Here is a 24,160-nt window from a genome sequence, read left to right as displayed (position 1 = left end):
AGGTTATGCACCGTCCCAGCTATTAGTGCGTAATAGAAGTAACTATTCAGATATCGAGGTGATTCAAATGAAGGCTGTAACGAAGTTACTGTTCCTATGTATGATTCCTCTGTTCTTGTCCGCCTGCTTACAAAACTCGGAAAGGAATCAACCGACTAATACTTCAGATCTGAAGTCCCCGGTTAATATTTCATTTGAAGAAGCGGAAGCTAAGGTTCCGTTTGAAATTAAACAACCGTCAGTTCCTTTCCATGTTACTCAACAATCAGCAAGGATTTTAGATACCAATGGAGAATTTGATGCAATTGAAATTACGTATGCAAATAGCGACGAAGGAATGAATCTCATCATGATGATTACAAACTCACAGATTGATACACCTCCGACTGGGAAGAAAGGTTTGAAATTAACTAACGGTTCGCAAACATGGGACCAAGGAAACGAACATGTGAGTGCCATCTATTGGAGAAACGAGGGTCTAACTTACTCTCTTATTTCAGGAAAAAATAACAATCTTGAACCTTTATACGATTACCAAACCTTAATTGATATAGCAAATACATTCAATTGAATTTGATTGCTAATCGTACTCATAATGAGACAAGAAAAGGAGCCAACTCCGAAAGTTGGCTCCTACTTGAATGTGAAGATATAATATAGTAACACATGAATCATATAAATTAGGTTATTTTACAACCCCATATCATCAGCAAGCTTCTCAACACCTGTGAAGATGGAATCTCCGTAACCCCAGAAATTGTTGAAATCAATAACATAGATCTTCTTGTTTTTCACTGCGTTAATACTTTGCACCTGCTTGTTAGCAAGCAACTTGTCAATCGTTTCTTGCGGATCAATACCGCCAGCATATTTGGAAATGATCATCACATCCGGATTGATCTCGATGAGCTTCTCCAGACTGAGTGTGCCTGTTTCATTAATCAACATATTATGTACGTTGATTAATGACATTGCACTTTCGATAAATGTATCTCCATTTCCGTTGTAAACCGCAATGGTTCCATCACCATTATCAGAGAAGGACGCATAGTTGATCGTTTCAGCGCTAGCACGAGCCTTCAATGCTTCCTCGCGTACTTGAAGTTCCTCAATATAGGCCGCCGCGTTAGCTTGTACGTTGAAGATCTCACCTAGCTCGGTGATATCCTTATACAGACTATCCAACGAAGCATCAGTAACACTCGTGCTCTGCACAAACGTTTTGATACCCATTTCATTCAAGCTGTTGACTGTACCCACACCCCAGTCGGCATCCTCAAACAGCCCGCCACGTCCCATAATCAGGTCAGGTGAAGCGCCAATGGTCACTTCCTTCCCAACATATCCTTCGGCCAGAACAGGGATTTTCTTAAACTCATCAGCAATATCTTCAGGCACACTGCCAAACAAAGCCGCTACTCCCACGAGCTTGTCCGTCAATCCAAGGCGAATCATCAGCTCGGCTGCACCTTGGGTATTGGCAACAACGCGTTCAGGTGCCTTGTCAAATGTTTGTTCCTTGGCGACCCAAGTACCGTTCTCTGTTGTATAATTCGACACGGTTACCGGGTAAGTTGTTTCAGCTGCAGCTGAAGCATCAGCATCAGTCTGTTCCCCATCTGCTGCTGCATTCGTGGCGCTGCTCTCCGCAGCTTGCTGTGAGCTGCCCTTGGCACCGTCGCTGCCACCGCTTGAACACGCAGCAAGCACCAGAATCATTGCAGTAATCAAACAAAGAAACATCCCTTTTTTTACGGACACCAACATGTAAATAACCTCTCCCTTTTCCATTCTCGTCTGTCTTTTTGACCATTATGTAAAATAACTATTGTCAGTATACAGTAAATGTCGGAGTGTGTAAATGAGAACAATAATCAATATCATTCTGTTGAGAACAAAAAAGCCGCTTTACAGCGACTCACCATACAGTTTTATTCTTCCCTCTCCATGACATCCGTTCAAGAGGCTGCACGAACAAATGATCAATATGATTGCCAAAAACGTTCCTCAACCCCATTTAAACTGTTGATCATGGTAGGCTTTATCCAAATTGACCTCTCCTCCGGACCATGCTTTCCGTGAAGTCCACTCGGCCTCTCCCTGCCAGAAATCAGCCTCAGGTGAGAGTCCTAACGCAAGGAATACGGTCGTGCACAGATACAAACTGCCCGTTGATATGTAAGCTTCACCGATTTCCGGCTGGCTTCCGGCGAATCCAATTCGCAGCCATCCGGCATCGTCAAACGTCCCTGGCATCTGAATCTGCCGCTGGATCACAGCCGTAAGGGCACAGCGAACTTGAGCTGGTTCCACTTCTACCGGGAGTTCCTCTCGGAGTGCCATGAGAGATAAATGCTGAAATGCTCCGAAACGATAGGCAAGTGATCGCCCAATGGGCGGGAAGGTGCCTTCTGGTGAAATCAGGCGTTCCAGGATGGCAGCATAGCGAATTGCTCTGTCTAACACCCTGATCCTTATCGCCTTCCAATCGTCGAATTGATCTCCTAACGCGTCCAATGTATCCACGAGCATGGGTTGAATCACAAAGCTGTTATAGTAATCCCAATGAAAGTCAGGCCCGTCACCATATGCACCATCACCCATGTACCATTGGTCATGCTGCCTTACCGCATAATCCACTCGCATGCGATCCCAAGTCTCTACACCCATTCGGGCAAGGGCAGCTTCAATGATGGCACTAAACAACAGCCAGTTACTGAATACAGGGCGTATAATCCGTGTGGCGAGCAGGGCTGATTTCAGATTATCTTTTGCTTTCTCGTCCAGCAGTTCATACAGCTCATGTGGAGCCCGAAGCACCGCATTCGCAAGAAAAGCAGCATCAACAACAGGCTGGCCGCCTTGCGTGAAATTCATAAAATCGGGCGAAGCTGGATCTGTCGCCACTCCGATTGCACGCCTGGCCAGATCTGCCATCCTGGCTCGAATCTCCCCTTCCTCACCTGAACGAGGGCCATGTTCAAGCCATGGTGCAATTCCTGCCAAAGTCCGCCCCAAAGCTTCCAAATAGGCGTAGTCGGTACGATCTCCCCCCTTTGATTCAACAGGCATATCGATAACCAGTCTGCTTTCCGATAAGGAACAGAGCACAGGATGCGCTATGCGAACCAACGTATCGACCCAATACTTTCTGTCAACCGACACTTTCTCCTCCTCCTTCAAAATAAACATTTTTAGAAATTATAGATGGTTGTTTAGACGTGAACAATAAACTATAATCATCAAAAACTGACCTATTGTGCTGAGGAGGATAAGGCATGCTTACGTTACTTTCTTGCGGCTATCGTACCATTCACCATGAAGGGATTGTGAGAAACCGGCCAAATGGTTCTGGAAATTACACCTTTGTGTTTTTTAATAGCAGAGCAGAAGTGAGATTGCATGACAATACAAGCACGGTGGAGAAGAATACCTTCATTTTGTTTCAACCTCAAACGCCTCATTATTACCGTGAGCTGGAGAGTCCATTTATTAATGATTGGTTCCACTGTAACGGCAGCGATTTCCACGAATTTCTCCTAAGTATTCAATTTCCTGTGGACACGCTTATGGAAGCTTCAGATCCCTTGTTGATCTCCAGAAGCATCATGGAACTTCAGAATTGTTACAGACTGGATGGAAAGCTGCGTGAGAAAATTATCGATTGTGACCTTCAGTCTTTCTTCATGAAATTGAGTGACTTGCGAGCAAGAACTACTCCCCACCAACTTAGCCGTTATTACATCCAATTTACTGAACTCCGCAACGATATCTATCGCTCTCCTCAGCAAAACGTAACCGTAACAGAACAAGCTTCACGATTAAATATGAGCAAATCCTACTTTCAACACATCTATAAAGAGCTATTTGGTTGTTCCGTAATGACGGATATGATTCATGCACGGCTTGATCATGCCAAATATCTTTTGGATCACAGTGAGCTCTCCGTTAATCAGATTGCGGATGCATGTGGTTATGAAAATGACACCCATTTTATGAGGCAGTTCAAGAAATTTGTTGGTGTTTCGCCCAGGAAATACAGATTCAGAATCGAGCCCAGTTGAAAACGATTTTGTTAGACTTCAGAGATTTAACCAATCTGCCTTGCGAAGCTGGTAATGGTTGTACTTCTCCTCTTCAATTTCAATCTCAGCAATGAAGAGAAAATGGTTTTTCAGAATGACTTTATTAGACGAACCGTTCTCTAAGAGTGCAATTGCATTTAATTGTTCAACTTCTGTATTTTCGAATAAATATTGAACAATCCCTCTAACAGCTTGAGAAGCATAACCTCGATTTCGATGTTCTTTCGATATTGCGTACATGATTTCTCTATTCGGATTCGGTAGTTCATCTTTTATACCAGAACAACACCATCCGATAAGTTCTCCTGTCTCTTTCAAAACAATCCCTAATCTTAAAATAAGTTCCTCCACAGGTTTGCCCTCTTGCACGCGTTGAATAAATTCATTGTTGGTTGGGATTTCGTAATTTATCAGCCATTCTTGGCGAACTTCCTTTGGAACATTCCACCCTGGTAAATAGCCATGAATTTCAGGTTGCCATGTGAGTTCATGAATACCCTCAAGGTCGGAAAGTCGATATTCCCGAAGGATAATATCTTCACATGTAATGGAGAGTCTGTTATTTATGGTGTCATTAGATTGCATTATATCCTCCTATAATTTTATGTACGAATCCATTTGCGAGCGCAATTCTAGTAAAGATAGCCTAGCAAGTCCAGCTCCCCTTCATCCCAACTCATCTCACTTACTTCCTTGATCATGATTTCGCTTATCGGCTCGTGACCTATTCCGTTCGTCATTTGTAATTCGTCATTAATCTTCAACCACTTTACTCGATTTTCAACTCTTTTATAACCGTTCTTTAGATACAAAGCCATGTTATCTGCAAACAGAAGATGAAAGTCAATATTCCTACCAATTGAGAATGTATCAATTTCCTTAAGCAGCTTGGACCCCAGTCCTTGAGAACGCTCGTTTTGTGAGACGCACAAATCAATCACACCAAGGACTCTAATGCGTTTACCATTTAGATTCATCACCCTGTAATCCAGACCTACTTGTCCTACAAGTTCATTCTCATCATTAAAAGCCAAGAATCTAAACTGCGGTACTTGCTTGAAGTAAATTCGATCCACAGGATAAACTTCAGGAAAGCTTTTGATTAATAACGCTTGTATTTTCTCGCTAAGCTCCACACCAATTTCGAATTCTAATACCTGTTCTATTCTCAAATGACTCCTCCTAAACGAAAATATGGATATAAACCTTTATCCATTGCCTTTCTACACTGGTTTACTAAAACCCTTTTATATTAACGCAATAGATGTCTATAAAAGCAACAAAAAACACCCTTACGGGTGTCTTTTTTGTTTACTCAAAACTTTTGGTTCATGAGAATCTGGTGGTTCACTTCGTCGCACTATCGTAAACTTCATCCGTGACAGGTTCAAGCCATTCAGGTGTACCTGCAGTGATCGCTATATGTTCAAACCAGCTGTCTTTTGCGGCACCATGCCAGTGTTTTACACCATCATGCGTAACAATAACATCGCCAGCTCTCAGGAATTGGGCAGGCTTGCCTTCCTCCTGATACCACCCTTCCCCACCCGTAACTAACAATATCTGGAATCCGTCACGGTGAATATGCCAGTTGTTTCGGCAGCCCGGTTCAAAGGTCACGTTCCCTACGCCCACATTCACTTTCGGATCTGCAACCAGAGCTTGAAGATAGCTTTGTCCCACAAAATATTGGGCATAACCTTCATTCTTCTCTCCTACCGGGAATATAACGCCGTTCTTTACCTCTTCATGTTTCGTCATATCTGATTTCTCCAATCTGTTGATTAAAATCATTTCTCTTCATTTGCCGGAATCACTTCATTGATGCAAGCAAGTGCATTGAGTGTCCTTGGAAAACCCATATAAGGAAGACAATGTGTGATCGCCGCAATCAGTGTTTCCTTGTCATTTCCCACATTAATATTTCCCTGTACGTGTGCCTTAACTTGGCCTTCGGCTCCTCCCAATGCACTAACCATAGCCAGTGTTAACAATTCCCTGATTCTCAAATCAAGTCCGTCACGAGTATAGAAATCCCCGAAGCAAAAAGCCGAAAGGTATTCCTGAATATGCTTCTGGTTCGGAGGTGCACTTGCTCTCATTGTTTCAATGACATCACCAAAAATCTCTATCTGAACAGCAAGCCCTTTTTCCAAACGACTATGTTCTGAGACCAGGCTTTGGCTTTCAATAGGCAATGCAATATTACGGGACGTGAACACCTCATTCACTTCATGAATGGCGTTTAATGTTTTCGGAAAACCGATGTATGGGGCACACTGGTAAACGGCTTCTTTAATTTCTACCGGAGTCACCCCAACATTCAATGCCGCACTTACATGAGCCTTAAGCTGAGGTATTGTCTGATTGACCGTAAGGACCACCAGTGTCAGCAGCTCCCGCTGAATGTCCGTCAGCGTACCTTGATCGAACACTTCTCCAAAGATAAAACGGCTTAGGATGTCCTGAAATTCAGGATCTGTTGCATAGGAAGAAGGTACGCTCTCACCAAATAGTTCTTGGTATTTTTCCTTGCTCTTTTCGATTCGATCCATGCGTCTCGCCTCCCTTAATCTTCTCTTCTATTATTTCAGTTATTTCAGTAAAGGAAACATCAATGATTGAGATAATACATATTGATGCGTTACCGCACATGTGTATAATATAAATGCAAAGTGATTCAGCTTCAATAAACAAACCGTCTTCATTCGTGCGATATTGCACAAATTTGAAATAATGTGCGATTACCCTCAGGAAAGGTGCGAACCCCATGTCCAAATTGAAATTGGATCGAAGAGTACAAAAATCTCAAGATGCCATTAAGAATGCATTCACCCAACTGATGTCTGAGAAAAATCTGGATCAGATTACGATTCAGGACATTTCCCATCGGGCAAACGTCGGTCGAAGAACGATCTATGATCATTACATGGATAAATTTGATTTGCTCGACAAAATTATTGAAGAACACATTAACGAGCTACGAAGAATATGCGAAGCGGCATCTGACTTAAGTTTTGCAGAGGGAAATCTCCTCTGGTTTGAATACTTTGAACATCATCACCCCTTCTTCTCAGCCATGTTATCAAGCAAGGGCGCCTCTGTATTTCGTCATCATTTTCTTGCATTTGTTATTGAAGAATTAGAGGGAGAAGTGAATATAACCGAAGGAATAAATCAGGGATTAAGCAAGGAGATCATTCTTAATTTCTTTGGAGCGGCAATCGTGGAGATCGTCGAAGGGTGGCTTACCAATGGAATTTCTGAGCCTACTCAGGTTATTGCAGAACAAGTAGGGGTTTTGTTAGATCGGAATTTTTAGGAACGGATTACAGAAATGAGATATCACAACAGAAGGGGCATTGAATCATGATCTTTATTACCAAAAAATTGCTGAATCGGCTAACTCAATCTCATAGAGAACCTAACATGTTCATATGTTATTCCACTCCGCAGAGCTGGTCAGCGAAGACAAGCCGGGCTATATTGCTCATGAATGAGGATAAATTAATTATTCTTTTCCTCAATTTTTTTTCGACTAAAGTCGTTCATAACGTTGAATTCCAAACAGCTGAATTACAAGATCAAACCTATCATTCTGGAACCTTATTGTCTGCAACATGGTCATTCCATGTTCAAGGCCGGCGATGGAAATTCATGATTCCCAGGAAGATCCTTACGCTGGGCTCGATGCAAAGCGACTTTTTGAATTTTATGAAACTGCATATCTATCATTAATGTTCAAATCGTCACATCGGTCTCCGGCCGTATGAATAAGAGCAGTCGATCCAACGAATCGACTGCTCTCTTGTGTCCAATCAACAGCTGTCCAACCAATTGACGCTTGAGCACCTGCACATAACTTTATTCAACTGCAAGCACCCGTACAGCTAAACATGTCGATGAAGCTTGGTGTTGCACTCCGATGTTGTCGCAGTGACATACTCCACGTAATTCACTGAACCTTGAAAATTCAGATACGCTTCATAACGCATGCGGATAGCAGGTAGTGTAATATAATCCAGCACCTGTTCCTTGGGAACCCACCTGCACTCGCTCGTTTCCTCAGATGCAGCTAATTCTCCACCTTCTAATTTGCACACAAAATCAAACATGACCTTTGTCGGGACATCCGTCACACCGTCATACCACTTATGTACTGCTGTATTCGAGACCACACTAATCAAATGACTAACACTGGCCTCTATCCCACTTTCTTCCTTGATTTCACGGATCACGCCATCAATCAGGTTTTCTCCTACTTCAGTAATCCCTCCTGGGTAGACCCAGCCATCGTCATGGGCCTTTACTAACAGGACATTTCCGTGTCCGTCTTCTACAATTCCGCCTGCCGATACAATATGCGTTGGAAAGACCATCTAACCACCTCCTCTACAGTAATCTGTATATATATTCCACATCCTTCATACAGCTTCCTGCTTAAACAGAGTCCATTCATATTTTGGATACAAGCCGCAGGAAATGTGATATGGTCTAGAATGTATTTGTTGCATAACAAACGTACTACAACATGTTGAGGAGAAGATTACAAGTGAATGAGAGTCAAGGAATTGAGAAACCGCACAGATTAACAGATCCACTGGTTGTAACCTTAATCGCAAGCCTATGCTGCTTGTTGTGGGGAAGTGCTTTCCCATCCATTAAACTAGGGTATATCGCTTTTAACATCCTGCCAGAAGATATTGCCTCCAAGTTTGTATTTGCTGGATATCGATTTGTACTTGCAGGATTGCTGCTCCTGACCCTATACCGCTTGATTCGAAAACGAAAGTTTGCTCTATCTGGACGACAATGGACCAGCCTCACTATGCTGGGCGTCATGCAAACAGGACTGCAGTATATGTTTTTTTACATAGGTGTATCCAATACGACCGGTGTTAAAGGCTCCATTATGAACGCGACAGCTACCTTTTTCAGTGTGGTGCTAGCCCATTTCCTGTATCAAAATGATAAGCTAAGCAATAAAAAAGTCATGGGGACTGTGCTTGGATTTATCGGAGTCATCATTGTGAACTTCAATACAGATCTATTTGCATTTTCTTTTACATTTACAGGTGAAGGCTTTGTGATTGTGGCTGCTTTTATATTTTCCATTACTGCCATCTACGCAAAGCATCTAACATCTTCCATCGATGTATTGGTCGTTACGGGATTCAGCTTGTTTGTCGGCGGATTGATGCTTGGTCTGCTGGGCCTCTTGCTTGGCGGACAGGTTACACATTTCACCCTGGAATCCATTAGTAACTTAGTTTATTTGGTTCTGTTGTCATCAGCCGCATTCTGTCTATGGAATCTGCTTCTGAAATACAACAAAGTCGGGAAAGTATCGGTGTATAACTTCCTGATCCCCGTGTTTGGCGCATTACTATCTGCTGCATTTTTGGGCGAAAGCATTATGGAACTGAAGAATCTGATTGCCCTCCTGTTCGTGTCGATCGGCATTTACATCGTGAATCGAGCAAGCTCTGCATAACATTCGGCTGCTCGTAAACGGTATGTCCCGGAACGATAGAAAAACCAAGTTCATGTCCTTTTTACGGGATCGAACTTGGTTTTTCTTTACCTTATCTATTATTTCCGTGCCTGGTTAACCTTGGCGATAAGTTCATGAATAATTTCATCAGGCGAACGTTCATCCATCCATTGTTGACCGAACATTTGGAATACTTTGATCATCGGGAAATCTGCCCAGAATCCCACAAACTCCTCATTAAGATATACCTTGTCCGTAACGTGCTCGTTCATTTCATTCAGGCAATGCTCCAATTCCTTTTTCGCTGCAGGATCACTGATCCACTCACTAAGCAGACTGAATTTGTGGAACGTGATTTCTTCCTTACCAAAATCACAATGCAAACGTTCTGTAATTCGGAGATCTTTGGACGAGCTGCCAAGTGAAATTTGGAAAAAGCCGGTCTCTGCCACCCAACGGTTATACTTGGTGTTGTAGTATGCAAAATCTCTCTCTTCCAGTTCAAAAGTAATCTTGCGTTTTTCACCGGGCTCCAGTTCAACTTTGGCAAAAGCTTTCAATTCTTTCTCTGGACGGGTCCATGTGCACTCTTCATCGTGTACATACAGTTGAACAACTTCTTTCCCCTTGCGCTTACCGGTATTTTTCAATTGGAAGGACACCGTAACACCGGTATGGGTCTGAGCCACTTCCAGATCCGTATACAAAAACGATGTGTAAGACAATCCGTGTCCAAACGGGAATTGAGGTGCTAGTTCTTTCCGGTCATAATATCGATAACCCACGAATAGGCCTTCGCGATAATACAGCTTGCCGTTCTCTCCGCGAATTCGCATATGTGAAGGGTTGTCCGACAGTTTGACAGGGAAAGTCTCAGACAGCTTGCCTGATGGGTTCGTTTGTCCGAACAATACATCTGCAATCACTTTACCCATGCCTTGACCCGACAACCACGAATGAATCACACCAGGTACATGCTGTACCCATGGACGCATCGCCAGTGCGGAGCCGCTGCTCGTCACAACAATGCACTTGGGCTGAACCGCGGCTACCGCAAGAATCAATTTCACCTGATGCTCGGGAAGATCAATGCCTTGCAAATCATGCATCTCCGATTCGGCATATTCCGGTTGGCCAACAAACAGTACAGCAACATCGGAATTCATGGCTAATGAGACGCTTTCCTGAATTAGCTCATCATTGATAGAGTCATCCTCCGGGTACCCTTCTGCATAGTTCATGCTCATGGCATCACCAGCCAGATTCTTTATCTCGTCCCAAGGAATATCAACATTTGTAGGCGTTACCTTCGCACTGCCTGCTCCCTGAATTCTCGGTTTTTTGGCAAACCGTCCGATCACGGCAATGGACCCCACCGATTCCGGCTGCAGGGGAAGAATCGCGTTCTCATTTTTCAGAAGTACAATACTTTCGGCCGCCGCTTTACGTGCGAGTGCATGATAGTCCGCATCTGGAGAAGAATCCATGTCTTTTTTGCCCGTTACCCGCTCAACCAGCTTCAAAATACGACCCACGCTTTGATTCAACTGTTCTTCGGACAGGCTTCCGTTCTGAACCGCTTCAATAATCGCTTTGGCATTATAATTGGCGGGACCCGGCATTTCCAGATCAAGCCCGGCCTTCAGTCCGCGTATACGATCATTGACAGCTGTCCAGTCGGATAGGACAACACCTTCATAGCCCCACTCTTCTCTCAAAATGTCATGCAGCAAATGTTCGTTCTCACTCGTATATGTTCCATTCAATAAATTATAGGAACACATGACCGTCCATGGGTCGGATTTCTTAATAATCCGTTCAAAGGCGCTCAGGTAAATTTCGCGAAGCGTCCGCTCGTCGATTTCCGAACTGGTCACCATTTTCTCGAACTCCTGGTTGTTGCCGGCAAAGTGTTTGACAGAAGCGCCCACTCCTTCGCTTTGGATCCCGTTTATAAATGCCGCACCAAGCTCACCCGTCAAGTATGGGTCTTCCGAGTAGTATTCGAAGTTTCTTCCACCAAGCGGCGTTCTTTTCATATTTACACCAGGTCCAAGCAGAAGCTCGACGTCCATCGTTTTTGATTCACGTCCCAGTGCCACACCGACTTCATACAACAATTCCGTATTCCACGAAGAACCGATGGCTGAACCCGTAGGGTAACAGGTTGCGGGGACATTTTCCGTTGTAATACCCATTTCTTCATCGCTGTTCGTTTTACGGATGCCGTTTGTCCCATCGTACATATGAACTGGCGGAATGTTTAACCGCTCAATTCCTTTTGTCATCCACATATTCAAGCCTGCGCAGAGTGAAGCTTTCTCGGCCAGCGTCAATTCCGATAACAATTCATTGATTGATTTATCCATAGTACTCACCCTTCTGATATCAATTTTGTTCCTGTTCTTTCTTCAGTTCCTGTGCATCATACAGTTTGAAAAACGGAAACCAGACAATAAATACAATCACCAGGACAACCGCCAGCAAGATAAGCCCATTGAATCCGGACATAATGTAGGTGGACAGGCCGATCGGTGTATACCATAACTGGAAGATCTGGCTCGGAATTCGTACCCAACCCCAGTCGAGAGCCAAGTAAACAATCACTGGCGTGATAAGTGAGTTAATCCACATCGGCACCATGAGTAATGGATTAAAGGCAATCGGTGCTCCGTACACGACTGGTTCATTAATGTTGAACAAGGACGGGATAATAGTCGCCTTGCCGACAGATTTCAGCTTTTTCGAACGTGCCATCAGGAACCAAACAACTAAAGGCAAGGTCGCACCCATACCACCAATACCAAGCCAGCCGGAGAAAAAGGTTTCAAATGTGTTGATATTGACCGGATCTTGTCCCGCTGCGACAAGAGCTGCATTTTCTTCAATTGCAGGTATCCAGATTGCATACCAGATCGGTGTCATGACCCACGGGCTTACGCCGAAGGAATACAGCACGACGCCGATAAAGTTGAACAATAAAAATCCGGTTAAACTTTGTCCTACGGCATTGATCGGCTCAAATACGTTCACGATCAGGCCAAAAATATCAAAATGAAGCTGATATACAAGTACCCATCCTGTTGTTAATACCAGGGCGATCGGGACGAGAAAATCGAACCAATCCATAATGAATTCGGGAAGTGAAGATCCCTTTTTGAAGAACGAAAATTTGTTGCACAAGATCATGACAAGAGCGACGAATACACCTACCAGAAGTGCTGTAATCATCCCCGAGGGTCCGAATCGTTCAAGGATGAACTGAATGGTACCGTCTTCGTTTACCGTCGGGTTAAGCAGCATGACGAACAGAGATATCCCCGTCATTCCCGCCAGCAGCTTGATTTTGTGTCTTTCTCTTTTTTCCATCACCACATAAGGCGTCAAGAAAGCAATAAACAACCCAAGCAAACCGAAACTGAATGTCGTGATCGGTGTCAGGTCCGGCATACCAGGAATGAAATCCTGCAAAATCGAAATCAATGTAATAATTGAACCGATGAAAATCATCGGAATGGCGACCATGATGGCTTCTTGAATCGAAGAAACCCAAATATTGTTCGTAAACGCCTCCAATCTTGGCGCAAACGAATCTGTCATCCATTTCATGAAACGCTTCATCCAAAACTCCCCCTGTCTTCCTCTTTGCTGCCACAACCATAGTATATCGATTTGTGTGAACGCTTTCTTGTTGGAACTTGCCACTTCATGGTTCGTTTTTTGCCCATTTCTAATCCTACTTTCTAGCTTGCCTGCCTGTACAAGAATTAAACAACAAAAAACATCCCTCCATTGCTGAAAGGATGCCTTAAGGATACTTTTTTTAATATTGTCTATTCAAAATGAGCAGCGTCACGCCATGTGGCGGGAGCAAAATCTCTCTGCGCCAACACTCATCCCTAATTATCTCTGTCCCCATGAAGGGTCCGCTTCTGCCGTTTAGATAAGAGATCTCTTCTTCCGTTAAAGAGTATGGCGATCCCATGCGTGTCCACTCATCAAATACGGAGCCATGATCCCGATCGAGTTGATAACTGGTGCATTTATAAGGCCCTGGAAGCTTGTTAAGCGTGAGTTCAAAAGCTTTGCTGCCCTTCTCCTCAAATACGTCATAACGGGTTGAACAGGATAATTCGGACCAATCTCCACTCGCAAACAACTGATCTACATGCACATAATGATAGAACAGAAATTGCATGCTTCCGTCACTTTTTCGCGTTCCGACATAACCGTCCCCCTTGATTAGCAGCTCATCCCCCAGCTTCTCCATAAGCTCAAATGCATAATAGCTAGGTTTCTTCAGACCATCGCGATTGATCAGCCCAAATCCCCCATAGAAAGGAGAAGTTGGAACGATACTTTCTTCGAATACATCGGTAAAAGACCAAAAAGCCATGGCTTTCACATCACCGAGTGTATTCATCGTGTGATAAATGACGAACGGAGCCATGAACATGGTATCGTGCAGCAAGTTACGGTCATACAGCGAAAAATTCCACTCAGTGACATGGAGTTCAACATGTCCGTACGAAGACGCCTTCATTTTCTGCCGAAGAAGATCAATGCTTTCCTTATAGAAAGAAGGCGGCATGATTTGAGTTAATCGATCCTCTTCAACTTTTAGCTTGGGATACTCCGAATAGATATGGAACGAGAAAAAGTCGAGAGCAGCTTCACACTTCCTGCAATATGATAGAAACTCCTCAGCCCAGGTGTCGTTCCAAAGAGATCCATAACCCATAGCTGGGCCTCCCACTCTCAGATCGGGCAATACTGTTTTGATGACATGGGCGGTCAATTCGTAAAAAGCGAAATATTCTTCCTTGCTTCCTGCCCAACAAACACCAGCCAGGTCAGGCTCGTTCCATACTTCGAAGTACCACTTCTTCACTTCTTCCGCCCCATAACGATTCAAGCAGTGCCTAATGAATTCACGAACAAGTGCCTGCCACTTGGCGGGGTCGGATGGCGGGCTAATATTCCCCCTCCACCAAAACAACGTTTCCTTGGATCTCGCCAGCTGGCTCGGCATAAAGCTTAATTCCACGAATGGCCGAACTCCCTGATCCAGCAGGAAATCATACAACTTGTCCACATAAGACCAGTTATAGACAGGAGTGCCTTGCTCCGTTTCGCTATACACCATCATCTCATCATTAAATATGCCGTGAAATCGAATGTACTTAAAAGGTACTTTGCCTTTCAAAGCAGACAGCTGCTTCCGCCAATCTTCACGCAAACCTTCGATGGCTCTTCCCGCCGTCATGGTGATATTCCAGTGCTTTTCGTAGACGAACGATGTCTGATCCGCACGAACCTCGATGCTAGTTTGGTCTGACAGATGTGCAGGTGATACAGGGAGCATCTCCTGATCTGCGTCGCCCTTGGGATCCAAATATCGATACAGCGAGCCAATCGCATTCAACGTTTCCATCTCGTAATAATCTCCGCTAGAAGATTCCTCATACGTTTTGGGCTTGCGATTCACATTCAACTGATGAGGTTCCGGTGTACGCGAAGCTTCCCGATAGGAACCGGGCGTGCAGCCGTACTTTTCCTTGAAGTATTTGTTAAACAGCTTCACATTGGCAAATCCGCAATCCAGCGCGATCTCCGAAATATTTTTATCGTTTGCTGCCAGTTGGGCCTGGGCTTTCTCCAGGCGAATGAGGGTCAGATACTTTTGGAAAGGTATCCCGATCTTGTCCGTAAAGAAGTGGGAAAAATAATGCAAGCTTAAATGCTCGGAATCTGCCATATCCTGCAGCGTAATCTTCTCATTATAGTGAATATCAATATATGTGAGGACCCTGTTCAGCCTTTTATAGTCATAGTCCCTGCTTCCTTCTTCCAACGTCGGATTCGTTCCATTTGAAAAATACCTCTGCAGGAAGCCGCATAACATCTGTAATCTGCCCATGGTGAAATTTTGATACCCCGGCGTTTTTTTGTTGATCTCCCACACCATTTGCGCAAGATGTTGTTTGATGCTAAGCAGCCGGGGAACGTCCTGCTCCACGTTCAGGGCAGAGTTACAGGAGATAAAAGCATTATTGTTCATCAACTCCGGACCAAACTGCAATGTTAATAACACGTTGTCCTGATTGGTTCGTTCTATCTTGTGGACGGACATGCTGTTTACCACAATCAAATCATCTTCATGCAATGTATACTGCTGCTGATCCAGATACATGTTGATTGAACCATGGAGAACATAGACAACCTCCACTTCCTTATGCCAATGGAAATCGATATGTTTCACTGAGTTCACGAAGAGTTTCATAGGCAGATCGTCGTGATGTTGAATAAACTCATATAGATAGCGAATGGTCTGCACCTTCCTTCATACCGCTTATTATAGACACAGCATTTTGAAGATATCAATGTGCAGGTCAATTTCACGTCCGTTACATTCATTGTCTGTCTTTTGGAACATCCGTACGTTGTTCTTTAAGAATAACAAAAAAGCCGATCAATTATACTCAATTGATCAGCTTTTTTCCTCACTATTCAGACTACCTACTACTTATCGAAATCCATTATATCTTACCAACCGCGGTCGGACATGCGCTCATCCGCAGACAGTTTGGAAATCTCGATCCCTTTCATTGGCGCACCCAGGTTTTTGGACACTTCGGCAATCAGTTTGTAATCCGTGTAATGTGTCGTCGCTTCGACAATGGCACGAGCGAATTTCTCAGGGCTATCCGATTTGAAAATACCGGATCCAACGAATACGCCGTCTGCGCCCAAATGCATCATAAGTGCAGCATCTGCCGGAGTGGCTACACCGCCTGCAGCAAAGTTAACGACTGGAAGTTTGCCATTCTCATGTACTTCAAGCAAAAGCTCATAAGATACACCCAGGTTTTTCGCTTCAGCATACAATTCGTCCTTGGACATGTTTTGGGCTTTGCGGATTTGGCTGTTAATCAGACGCATATGGCGAACCGCTTCCACAATATTGCCTGTTCCAGGCTCACCTTTGGTACGAATCATGGATGCGCCTTCACCAATGCGGCGAAGAGCCTCTCCCAGATCTTTGGCTCCACATACAAATGGTACAGTGAACTCATGTTTATCAATATGGAATACTTCGTCTGCAGGTGTCAGTACTTCACTCTCATCGAGATAGTCCACGCCAAGGGATTCAAGCACTTTGGCTTCGATGTAATGACCGATACGTGCTTTGGCCATCACCGGAATGGACACCACTTTCATAACCTCTTCAACGATCGTTGGATCTGCCATGCGAGCTACACCGCCAGCTGCGCGAATATCAGAAGGTACCCGCTCAAGAGCCATAACAGCTGTTGCCCCAGCCGCTTCCGCAATTTTAGCCTGTTCCGCATTCATGACGTCCATGATGACGCCACCTTTTTGCATTTCAGCCATTCCTCTTTTAACACGATCTGTACCTGTTTGCATGATTGTAATCCTCCCAGTTTAACTTTTGATTAATTTCAAAAAGGACATCTTATTTCAACAAAGTAAATGATCTATTTTTCGATGCCACTATTGTTTCCCCTTAAACTATGAATTAGTATAAAATGAGAATGGACACATAAAAAGATCCAATATCACCGGATTTTATTGTACCACTTTGAATCTGTTGAACCACTTTATACAACCATTGGAGGATCTATGCAATTTCATCTAGCGTACAGTTCATATTTGAACCGACAATATACTAAAATGAAGGCTCTCTATCATGCGGTTCGGGACGCTATTCATGATGGTAATCTCGTATACGGCGAAAAGTTACCTTCCACAAGGGAGTTAGCAGCGTCATATCACATTTCCCGAGGAACCGTGAATCAGGTCTATGATACGTTAACTGCCCAAGGTTACCTTCAGTCAGAGCACGGAAGAGGTACCTTTGTTGCTTATCAAGCGGATTTAAGCCATGAGGAGTACCAGGTAAAATCCTGTACTCATCACTTGTCAGCTTGGGGAAACCGTATCCAGCAGCTTGAGCAGCAGACCCCTCAACAAACGGTACAGATTCGTGATCACAGCAAAGAGAATAGCGAAATGATCGACTTCAGCAAATATCAGCCGGATCTTTCCAAGTTCCCTTACGATGAATGGAATAATCGATTGTATGCAGAGATACGGCATCGTGAGGAGAATGTTATCCATGCTTCTGCCTCTGTTAGCTCCACAGGAGACCCGAAATTAAGAGAGGCCATTGCTGCCTACCTGCGGAGAATGCGGGGGATTCATGTAGATGCGGAGCATATTGCCGTTACTGCAGGTTCAATGCAGGCAATAGCGCTGCTCACTCAGTTGCTCGCAGACCCTGGCGATCATGTTGTGACGGAAAGCCCTTGTTATGTCGGGATTTCTCAAGCCATTATGGCTGCGGGCGCCAAGTTAATTGAAGCCAATCTCGACGGTCAGGGACTGGTTCCCCAAAACTGGGATGCACGTATGTTGTTTGTCACGCCATCGAGGCAATTTCCAACAGGTGAAATGCTTAGTCTTGAACGCAGACAAACCCTGCTGGACTGGGCACATCGCCGGGATGCCATGATTGTCGAGGATGATTACGACAGTGAGTTCCGATACCGCGGAATGCATGTTGAACCTCTGAAAACACTCGACAAAGAAGGGCGCGTCATTTACCTTGGAAGCTTCACCAAAACATTGCCTTTTGAAGTCCGACTGGGTTATGTGGTCCTCCCTCCCACCCTGGCAGATACCTTTAGAAAGGCTCAGGCTTTATATGAGCCAAGACCTGTTAATCTAATTGAACAGCGGGCGCTCGCAGCATTTATGACAAGCGGTCAGTATGAACGCCATCTGCGCAGGATGAATCGTCTGTACAGCCGCAAGTTCCATATGTTACTCAAACTGTTGAATCAGCAGCTCTCTACATGGTTTGATTGGGTGGAAAATGAAGCGGGTCTGCACGTATTCGGCTGGTGGCGAGGAAAAGCCTCAGCTTATGAAGCCTTTCGGGCATCCGCCAGATCGGAAGGGGTCCACTACTCGGAAGTCAGCAGCTCAACATCGGATGGCATAAAGGTTGGTATTTATTTATCATTTGCCCATTTGTCAGATGCACAAATACAGGAAGGTGTAGCGAGATTACAAAAAGCTGTAACGGACTAGTCTCATCATGAGGCACTGTCTCTTTAATAACAGTAAAAAATCCCCTCATGTGTGGCAGGAAGAATTCACGATTACGTGTGATTTCTGATTGATCCTGTCACCCCGAGGGGATTTTTTGATTAATGCTAGGCATTTCTTAATGTATAATGTGCCTATTTCCTATTTCATTACATTCTCATTGCTTATTTGTTAAATGTTACCTTCTCCAAACCGTCTTCAAGAATGATCGACGTATCCCGTGGTTTCGTTTCCGCGATTTTGCGGCCGCCTCTGAACGAGTAGAGCACGCCAGCTTGTTTACGGATGGCTTCATATTCATTCTCTGCTTCCAGAACGATGAAGTTGGCCGGCTTGCCTTCTTCAATGCCGTACACATCCTCGATGTGGAGCGTTCTTGCGCTGTTTTTGGTAATCAGGTCAATGGAATTCACGATCTGATCGTAACCAAGCAACTGCGAAGCATGGATACCCATATGCAGCACCTGAAGCATGTTACCCGTACCGAGTGGATACCATGGATCGAAGATGTCATCGTGACCGAAGCACACGTTCAGACCTGCTTCCTGCAGCTCTTTGACACGAGTCAGTCCTCTTCTTTTCGGATACGTGTCGAAGCGTCCCTGCAGGTGGATGTTAACCAGCGGGTTGGATACGAAGTTCAGGTCAGCCATTTTCAGCAATCTGAACAGCTTGTACGTATATGCATCATTGTATGACCCCATTGCCGTCGTATGACTCGCTGTCGTACGGGAACCCAGTCCACGTTCGTAGGCTTCCTTGGCAACGACTTCTACAAAACGGGATTGCTCATCATCGATTTCATCACAGTGAATGTCGATTAGACGGTCATATTTCTCAGCAAGGTCAAATGCAACCTTCATTGAATCGACGCCGTATTCTCGCGTGAATTCGAAGTGGGGAATGCCTCCCACGACGTCAACGCCCATTTTCAGCGATTCTTCAAGCAGTTCCACACCGTTGGGATAGGAATGAATACCTTCCTGCGGGAAAGCGACAAGCTGGATGTCAATGTAAGGCGCCATCTCTTCTTTTACTTCAAGCATCGCTTTAACTGCCGTCAAGCTTGGATCCGTTACGTCCACATGTGTCCGCACATGCTGGATGCCCTGCGCCATTTGCCATTTCAGCGCCGTTTTGGAACGTGTTTTAACGTCTTCATGCGTCAGAAATGCTTTGCGTTCGGACCACCGCTGAATGCCTTCGAACAGCGTGCCGCTCAAATTCCATTCCGGCTCACCTGCTGTTAACGTTGTATCCAGATGAATATGAGGCTCAATGAACGGTGGCAGTACAAGCGAACCGCTTACGTCGATAACTTCCTCATTCGCAGTAGCAGCTGGCTCCTGCGTGATTTGTTCGAATTTTCCGTCCTTTACGACGATATTCCATAGACCGTCTTTACCCCGCAATTTCGCGTTCTGTATAATCATTCATTTTCCCCTTTTCTTTGGATTCTTTCGCAGAAACGATCAACATGAGTACAATGTAAGCCACCGCTGTACCAAGAAGTGCATTTAATGGCGTTACTCCTGGTGCCAATTGAGCGAATGCCACGCCGATCGCCCAAGCGACCATCGCTATCCAGTTTACCGTTTTGAAAGTCATCTCGGCAAATGGTTTATAATTTCTGCGCTTCACGAAGAAGTAGTCTGCAATGATGATGGCTCCGATGGACGGTACGGCTGCGCCGAGTACATTCAGGAAACCAACGAAGTTGTTATACATCCACATCGCAAAGATGGTACCCACGATGCCGTTGACGACGACGAAGAATTTTTTCGAAATTTTAGTGATGTTGGCAAAACCAAGTCCCGAAGCATACAGAGCATTGTCGTTTGTTGTCCAGATATTCAATCCCAGAACGATGATCGCAGGAATGATCAAACCTTGCAGGAACATGACTTCCGAAATGTCTGCCAGGTTATAGGCCATGGCGCCGACTGCACCGAACAGGAACATGAGCGAGTTGCCCAGGAAGAATGCAATGACAGTTGCGGTAACTGCCTGGCGTGACGTACGGGAGAACCGGGCAAAGTCTGGCGTTAACGTACCCCCGCTGATAAACGATCCGATACAAATGGTTAGTGCTGCTGCTGCAGTGAGCGACTGTGCCGGCGTGTAATCAAACAATCCTTGCAGGCCACCAAGCGTGTCTGCGCCTTGGAACATGGAGTAACTCCCGAGAATGGCAATGGCCGGAACAGCGATATAACCCAAAATAACAAGCGACTTCATACCGAAGATTGCAGATGCCGTCATGGCGAGACCAAACACAAAGATTAACAGGTACACATTCCAATCCATCGCTTTGGCAACGGGAATCGCGAACATTGCTACGCCGACACCGAACCATCCAACCTGCGTGAAGCCGAGCAGGAACGAAGGCAGATACGACCCTTTCTCACCGAATGCATATTTGGCCAGCAAATGTGTGGACAAGCCTGTCTTCGCCGCGATATGTGCCAGTGCTCCCGTATAGATCCCGAGCACCAAATTACCCGCAAGCACGATACCAATGAACTCCATAAACGTTAAGCTGACACCAAGCGTCCCTCCTGCCAGCATGCTTGCCGAGAAGAATGTGAAACCCAGCATAACGGACAACGTCTTCCAAAAATGGTTTCTCTGCGTTTTTGGCACTGCCTGCCATGAAAATTCTTGATCTTGTTTGCTCATCAGAATACCCCCAACTTAAAGTGTCCTGATACCAAAAAGCAGAAAAAAGAGGCTACTCGTCAGGTCATAACTGACAAGTAGCCTCTTTTTTGCATCATAACCCGCGCGAAGACGCAGAGCATCCCTGAACGGAATATGCCCTGTTTCACGCGTGATTATAAAAATCCGCTGCCCTTGCCAGCCTCTCTGGACTGAATTAAAGGTACCAGTATTCAATTACATTCTATTATTTTGGAAAATGACACATATGTCAATGTCATTATTATCCAAACACGATAAAACAGCTATGTAATCAACTTTTCTTCTTCGCAAAGGCTTCATACACGAATATGATGAATGGACGGACCATTTGGTTTATTACAAAAATATCAATTAATTTTCTCCACTGGTGAATCCAAAGATCAAAATCAAAAGACGGACTCCGTATGCTGGAATCCGTCTTTTGATTATTTTTTTGAATATTTTCAATATGTTTTAATTCGTTTTCACTGGCAACTTGCCGGTAGCTTCTTGATGGCCAAGCAGCACGTTGATTCCGGCTTCCGTATTGGGCTCCTGTTTGCCATAAACAGCAAGTCCTGAGCGAATGTTCTTCAGATATATCGTTTCATAAGGGTTGCCGAGTGACAACAGCGTGTAGCGTTGATTACGAGTGTTCATTTCATTGATTAAGGCTTGATAAGCACTCCATCCAAACTGGCTGGCCACGTTACGGAACTGGTAGGAAGCCAGGATGACATAATCGGCTTTGGCAACCGTCTCTTTCGTTTGAGCTTGTCCAATTAGGGCAATGTCCGTCTTTAACGACAGGTTATTTGAAGCCTGCTTCAACTGTACCTCAAGCTGCTTGGCTTGCTCTTCTTCCGCTGCAACAATGACGACCCGATCTCCTCGTTGGAATGAATCCGGATGCATACCGTCACGGCTGGCCAACAGGGTCACTGCTCGCTCTGCAATTTCCCGCTCCACCTCGCGATGTCCCTGTGAACCGATAACATTGTTAAGCTCGGCTAGCTTAGACGTAAGGCTTTCACTGCGTTCAAACAAGCCATACTTCGCTTTCAGCTCCAAAATACGCTCGACTGAAGCATGGATGGTTTCCATCGGAATCGTTCCGTTCTTCACCGCATTCACCAGTGTTTGATGAGCAGCTGCAGAATCCTGCGGCATTAGGATGATATCCACACCTGCGTTGACCGCCCGTTCTACCGCTTGGTCTTCACCAAAATGCTCCGCTATCCCATCCATGGTGAACGCATCTGAAATAATAATCCCCTCATATCCCAGCTCTTCCCGAAGCAGACCATTCAATACCTTTTTGGATAACGTGGCAGGAACAGGCACGCGTTGTCCGTCTTTAAGCGATGTGACCTGTTCGCTGTCTATGGCAGGAAAAGCAATGTGTGCAGTCATGATCATCTCCACCCCGTTCTCGATTGCAGCCTGAAAAGGTTTCAGCTCCACCGCATCGAGCCTCTCGCGGTTATGCGTCAGGACTGGTAATCCGAGATGGGAATCCACCGTCGTGTCCCCGTGTCCTGGAAAATGTTTAACTGCCGCAATGACGCCCGATTGCCGCAGCCCTGTTATCGTTGCGAGACCAAGTCTGGTGACCAAATCTGCATCTGAACTGAATGATCGCATACCGATGATCGGGTTGTCCGGATTGCTGTTAATATCGAGTACTGGCGCAAAGTTGATGTTCAGCCCCAGTGCTTTCAGCTCTTCTCCCGTCAGCTGTCCAGCCGCTTCGGCCAGGGTTGAATCTCCGGTTGCGCCTAGAGCCATTTGACCCGGCAAATTGGTGCCGCCAGGGATTCGCTTAATAACGCCTCCCTCCTGGTCAATGCCAAGAAACATCGGAATGTCCCCTGCTTCCATTTGCAGATTGTGCGTAAATGTTGTGACCTGCCGAGTGTCTACAATATTTTTATCGAAAAGGATTAAGCCGCCCAGATCCTGATTATGGAGGCTGCTTTTCAACCCTTCATTAACAGTCGTGGTCACTTTACCATTCCACTGCCGAATGTCAGGCATGAGCATTTGACCGACCTGCTCACTCACGGTCATATAAGAAATCAGCTTGTCCCAATCCTGTGCCTGAATGGCTGCCTGGCGTTCGAACTGAATTAATCGTGACATAAATACGGCATATTCTGCTCGCGTCACCGTTTGATTCGGACGATAGGTGCCATCTGAATATCCGCCGACCAAACCATTGGAGCTCATGACGAGAATGGGCGCTGCTGCCCAATGGTTTTCCGTATCGGACCAATTGGCGGTTTGCTTGCCTTCCGATAGAGAATATGCGCGTGTTAAGAAAGCTGCAGTTTCAGCGCGGCTAAGCGGTGCATCCGGACGGAAGGAGCCATCCGGGAATCCGCTGGCAAGTCCATTTTTAGAAGCTATCGCAATTTCTTTATTAAAGGCGTGTGTCTTTGGAACATCCGAGTAAGTCGTACCTTCAGCGGGCTTCTCAAGCTGTTCCGGGTATAGCTCCCGCACCAGAAAGGTGACTGCCTGTGCTCTAGTCACAAGCCCTGCGGGTTTAAATTTCCCATCTCCATACCCTGCGACGGTTCCCCGTTTCGCCATGTACTCAATACCGTCTTCTGCCCACTTCGAATATTGTAGGTCGTTAAACCGCTCTTCCGCTGCTGCATTTCCCGCCCATATGAGCATAGAGCCGAGAACGGCGCCGAATATGCCTATCATTTTTAGCTGCATTTGTTTCACTCCTGTTGCTGTTCTATGTAAGATAAATAGA

At 45.2% G+C, this 24,160-nt stretch carries 19 protein-coding genes; 5 read left to right on the top strand and 14 right to left on the bottom strand.

Translation table 11 applies throughout. The annotated features are described in order from the left end of the window. Positions 1–67 precede the first annotated feature (67 nt). Positions 68–571: a hypothetical protein gene (locus tag PIL01S_RS06540; RefSeq protein ID WP_127536803.1), complete on the top strand. Its 504-nt coding sequence runs from the start codon at positions 68–70 to the stop codon at positions 569–571. Between the two features lie 119 nt (positions 572–690). On the opposite strand, the gene PIL01S_RS06535 is transcribed toward PIL01S_RS06540, so the two are convergent. Both PIL01S_RS06535 and PIL01S_RS06530 read right to left on the bottom strand, forming a co-directional pair. Continuing rightward, on the bottom strand, positions 691–1,731 hold the full coding sequence (locus PIL01S_RS06535) for an ABC transporter substrate-binding protein (protein ID WP_246058104.1): 1,041 nt from the start codon (positions 1,729–1,731) through the stop codon (positions 691–693). 276 nt (positions 1,732–2,007) lie between these two features. Next, entirely contained in the window at positions 2,008–3,192 is a 1,185-nt protein-coding gene (locus PIL01S_RS06530) for a DUF2264 domain-containing protein (protein WP_371859920.1), read from the bottom strand. Between the two features lie 86 nt (positions 3,193–3,278). Between PIL01S_RS06530 and PIL01S_RS06525 the strand changes: the two genes are divergently transcribed. Continuing rightward, positions 3,279–4,064: a helix-turn-helix transcriptional regulator gene (locus tag PIL01S_RS06525; protein ID WP_127536800.1), complete on the top strand. Its 786-nt coding sequence runs from the start codon at positions 3,279–3,281 to the stop codon at positions 4,062–4,064. Between the two features lie 18 nt (positions 4,065–4,082). On the opposite strand, the gene PIL01S_RS06520 is transcribed toward PIL01S_RS06525, so the two are convergent. From PIL01S_RS06520 to PIL01S_RS06505, 4 genes are all read right to left on the bottom strand, one after another. Beyond that, a complete protein-coding gene (locus PIL01S_RS06520; protein WP_127536799.1) occupies positions 4,083–4,670 on the bottom strand; it encodes a GNAT family N-acetyltransferase in 588 nt (195 codons plus the stop codon). Positions 4,671–4,717: 47 nt separating this feature from the next. After that, entirely contained in the window at positions 4,718–5,257 is a 540-nt protein-coding gene (locus PIL01S_RS06515) for a GNAT family N-acetyltransferase (protein WP_127536798.1), read from the bottom strand. Between the two features lie 175 nt (positions 5,258–5,432). Continuing rightward, positions 5,433–5,846 carry a cupin domain-containing protein gene (locus PIL01S_RS06510; protein WP_127536797.1) on the bottom strand — a complete coding sequence of 138 codons (414 nt, stop codon included), beginning with the start codon at positions 5,844–5,846 and terminating at the stop codon, positions 5,433–5,435. A 29-nt stretch (positions 5,847–5,875) separates the two neighbouring features. Beyond that, positions 5,876–6,640 carry a carboxymuconolactone decarboxylase family protein gene (locus PIL01S_RS06505; RefSeq protein ID WP_127536796.1) on the bottom strand — a complete coding sequence of 255 codons (765 nt, stop codon included), beginning with the start codon at positions 6,638–6,640 and terminating at the stop codon, positions 5,876–5,878. 215 nt (positions 6,641–6,855) lie between these two features. On the opposite strand from PIL01S_RS06505, the gene PIL01S_RS06500 reads away from it, so the two are divergent. Then, on the top strand, positions 6,856–7,407 hold the full coding sequence (locus PIL01S_RS06500; RefSeq protein ID WP_127536795.1) for a TetR/AcrR family transcriptional regulator: 552 nt from the start codon (positions 6,856–6,858) through the stop codon (positions 7,405–7,407). Between the two features lie 568 nt (positions 7,408–7,975). Here the strand turns inward: PIL01S_RS06500 and PIL01S_RS06490 are convergent. Next, positions 7,976–8,464 (bottom strand): NUDIX hydrolase, encoded by a 489-nt coding sequence (locus PIL01S_RS06490; protein WP_127536793.1) that lies wholly within the window; start codon positions 8,462–8,464, stop codon positions 7,976–7,978. A gap of 173 nt (positions 8,465–8,637) precedes the next feature. Here PIL01S_RS06490 and PIL01S_RS06485 point away from each other — a divergent pair, with 173 nt between their 5' ends. Further along, positions 8,638–9,579 carry a DMT family transporter gene (locus tag PIL01S_RS06485; RefSeq protein ID WP_246058103.1) on the top strand — a complete coding sequence of 314 codons (942 nt, stop codon included), beginning with the start codon at positions 8,638–8,640 and terminating at the stop codon, positions 9,577–9,579. Between the two features lie 98 nt (positions 9,580–9,677). Here PIL01S_RS06485 and PIL01S_RS06480 read toward each other — a convergent pair whose 3' ends face one another. From PIL01S_RS06480 to pdxS, 4 genes are all read right to left on the bottom strand, one after another. Continuing rightward, positions 9,678–11,948 carry a beta-glucosidase gene (locus PIL01S_RS06480; protein ID WP_127536791.1) on the bottom strand — a complete coding sequence of 757 codons (2,271 nt, stop codon included), beginning with the start codon at positions 11,946–11,948 and terminating at the stop codon, positions 9,678–9,680. Between the two features lie 19 nt (positions 11,949–11,967). Then, positions 11,968–13,200, bottom strand: coding sequence for a PTS sugar transporter subunit IIC (locus tag PIL01S_RS06475; RefSeq protein WP_127536790.1), 1,233 nt, complete (start codon positions 13,198–13,200; stop codon positions 11,968–11,970). Between the two features lie 202 nt (positions 13,201–13,402). Next, positions 13,403–15,916 (bottom strand): GH39 family glycosyl hydrolase, encoded by a 2,514-nt coding sequence (locus PIL01S_RS06470; protein ID WP_246058102.1) that lies wholly within the window; start codon positions 15,914–15,916, stop codon positions 13,403–13,405. A gap of 209 nt (positions 15,917–16,125) precedes the next feature. Next, complete coding sequence (gene pdxS / locus PIL01S_RS06465) at positions 16,126–17,010, bottom strand: pyridoxal 5'-phosphate synthase lyase subunit PdxS (protein ID WP_212676968.1); 885 nt, start codon at positions 17,008–17,010, stop codon at positions 16,126–16,128. Positions 17,011–17,223: 213 nt separating this feature from the next. Here pdxS and pdxR point away from each other — a divergent pair, with 213 nt between their 5' ends. Beyond that, positions 17,224–18,696, top strand: coding sequence for a MocR-like pyridoxine biosynthesis transcription factor PdxR (gene pdxR / locus PIL01S_RS06460; protein ID WP_127536789.1), 1,473 nt, complete (start codon positions 17,224–17,226; stop codon positions 18,694–18,696). A gap of 182 nt (positions 18,697–18,878) precedes the next feature. Here the strand turns inward: pdxR and PIL01S_RS06455 are convergent, their stop codons facing one another. From PIL01S_RS06455 to PIL01S_RS06445, 3 genes are all read right to left on the bottom strand, one after another. After that, positions 18,879–20,147: a cytosine deaminase gene (locus PIL01S_RS06455; RefSeq protein WP_127536788.1), complete on the bottom strand. Its 1,269-nt coding sequence runs from the start codon at positions 20,145–20,147 to the stop codon at positions 18,879–18,881. After that, positions 20,116–21,393 (bottom strand): cytosine permease, encoded by a 1,278-nt coding sequence (gene codB / locus PIL01S_RS06450; RefSeq protein ID WP_127536787.1) that lies wholly within the window; start codon positions 21,391–21,393, stop codon positions 20,116–20,118. Before codB ends, PIL01S_RS06455 begins: the two co-directional genes overlap by 32 nt. A 474-nt stretch (positions 21,394–21,867) precedes the next feature. Further along, positions 21,868–24,120 carry a glycoside hydrolase family 3 N-terminal domain-containing protein gene (locus PIL01S_RS06445; RefSeq protein WP_127536786.1) on the bottom strand — a complete coding sequence of 751 codons (2,253 nt, stop codon included), beginning with the start codon at positions 24,118–24,120 and terminating at the stop codon, positions 21,868–21,870. Positions 24,121–24,160: the final 40 nt, after the last annotated feature.

Origin of the sequence: Paenibacillus illinoisensis NBRC 15959 (genome assembly GCF_004000925.1) — a bacterium.
Taxonomy (GTDB): domain Bacteria; phylum Bacillota; class Bacilli; order Paenibacillales; family Paenibacillaceae; genus Paenibacillus; species Paenibacillus illinoisensis.
This window is presented reverse-complemented; position numbering and strand designations above follow the sequence as displayed.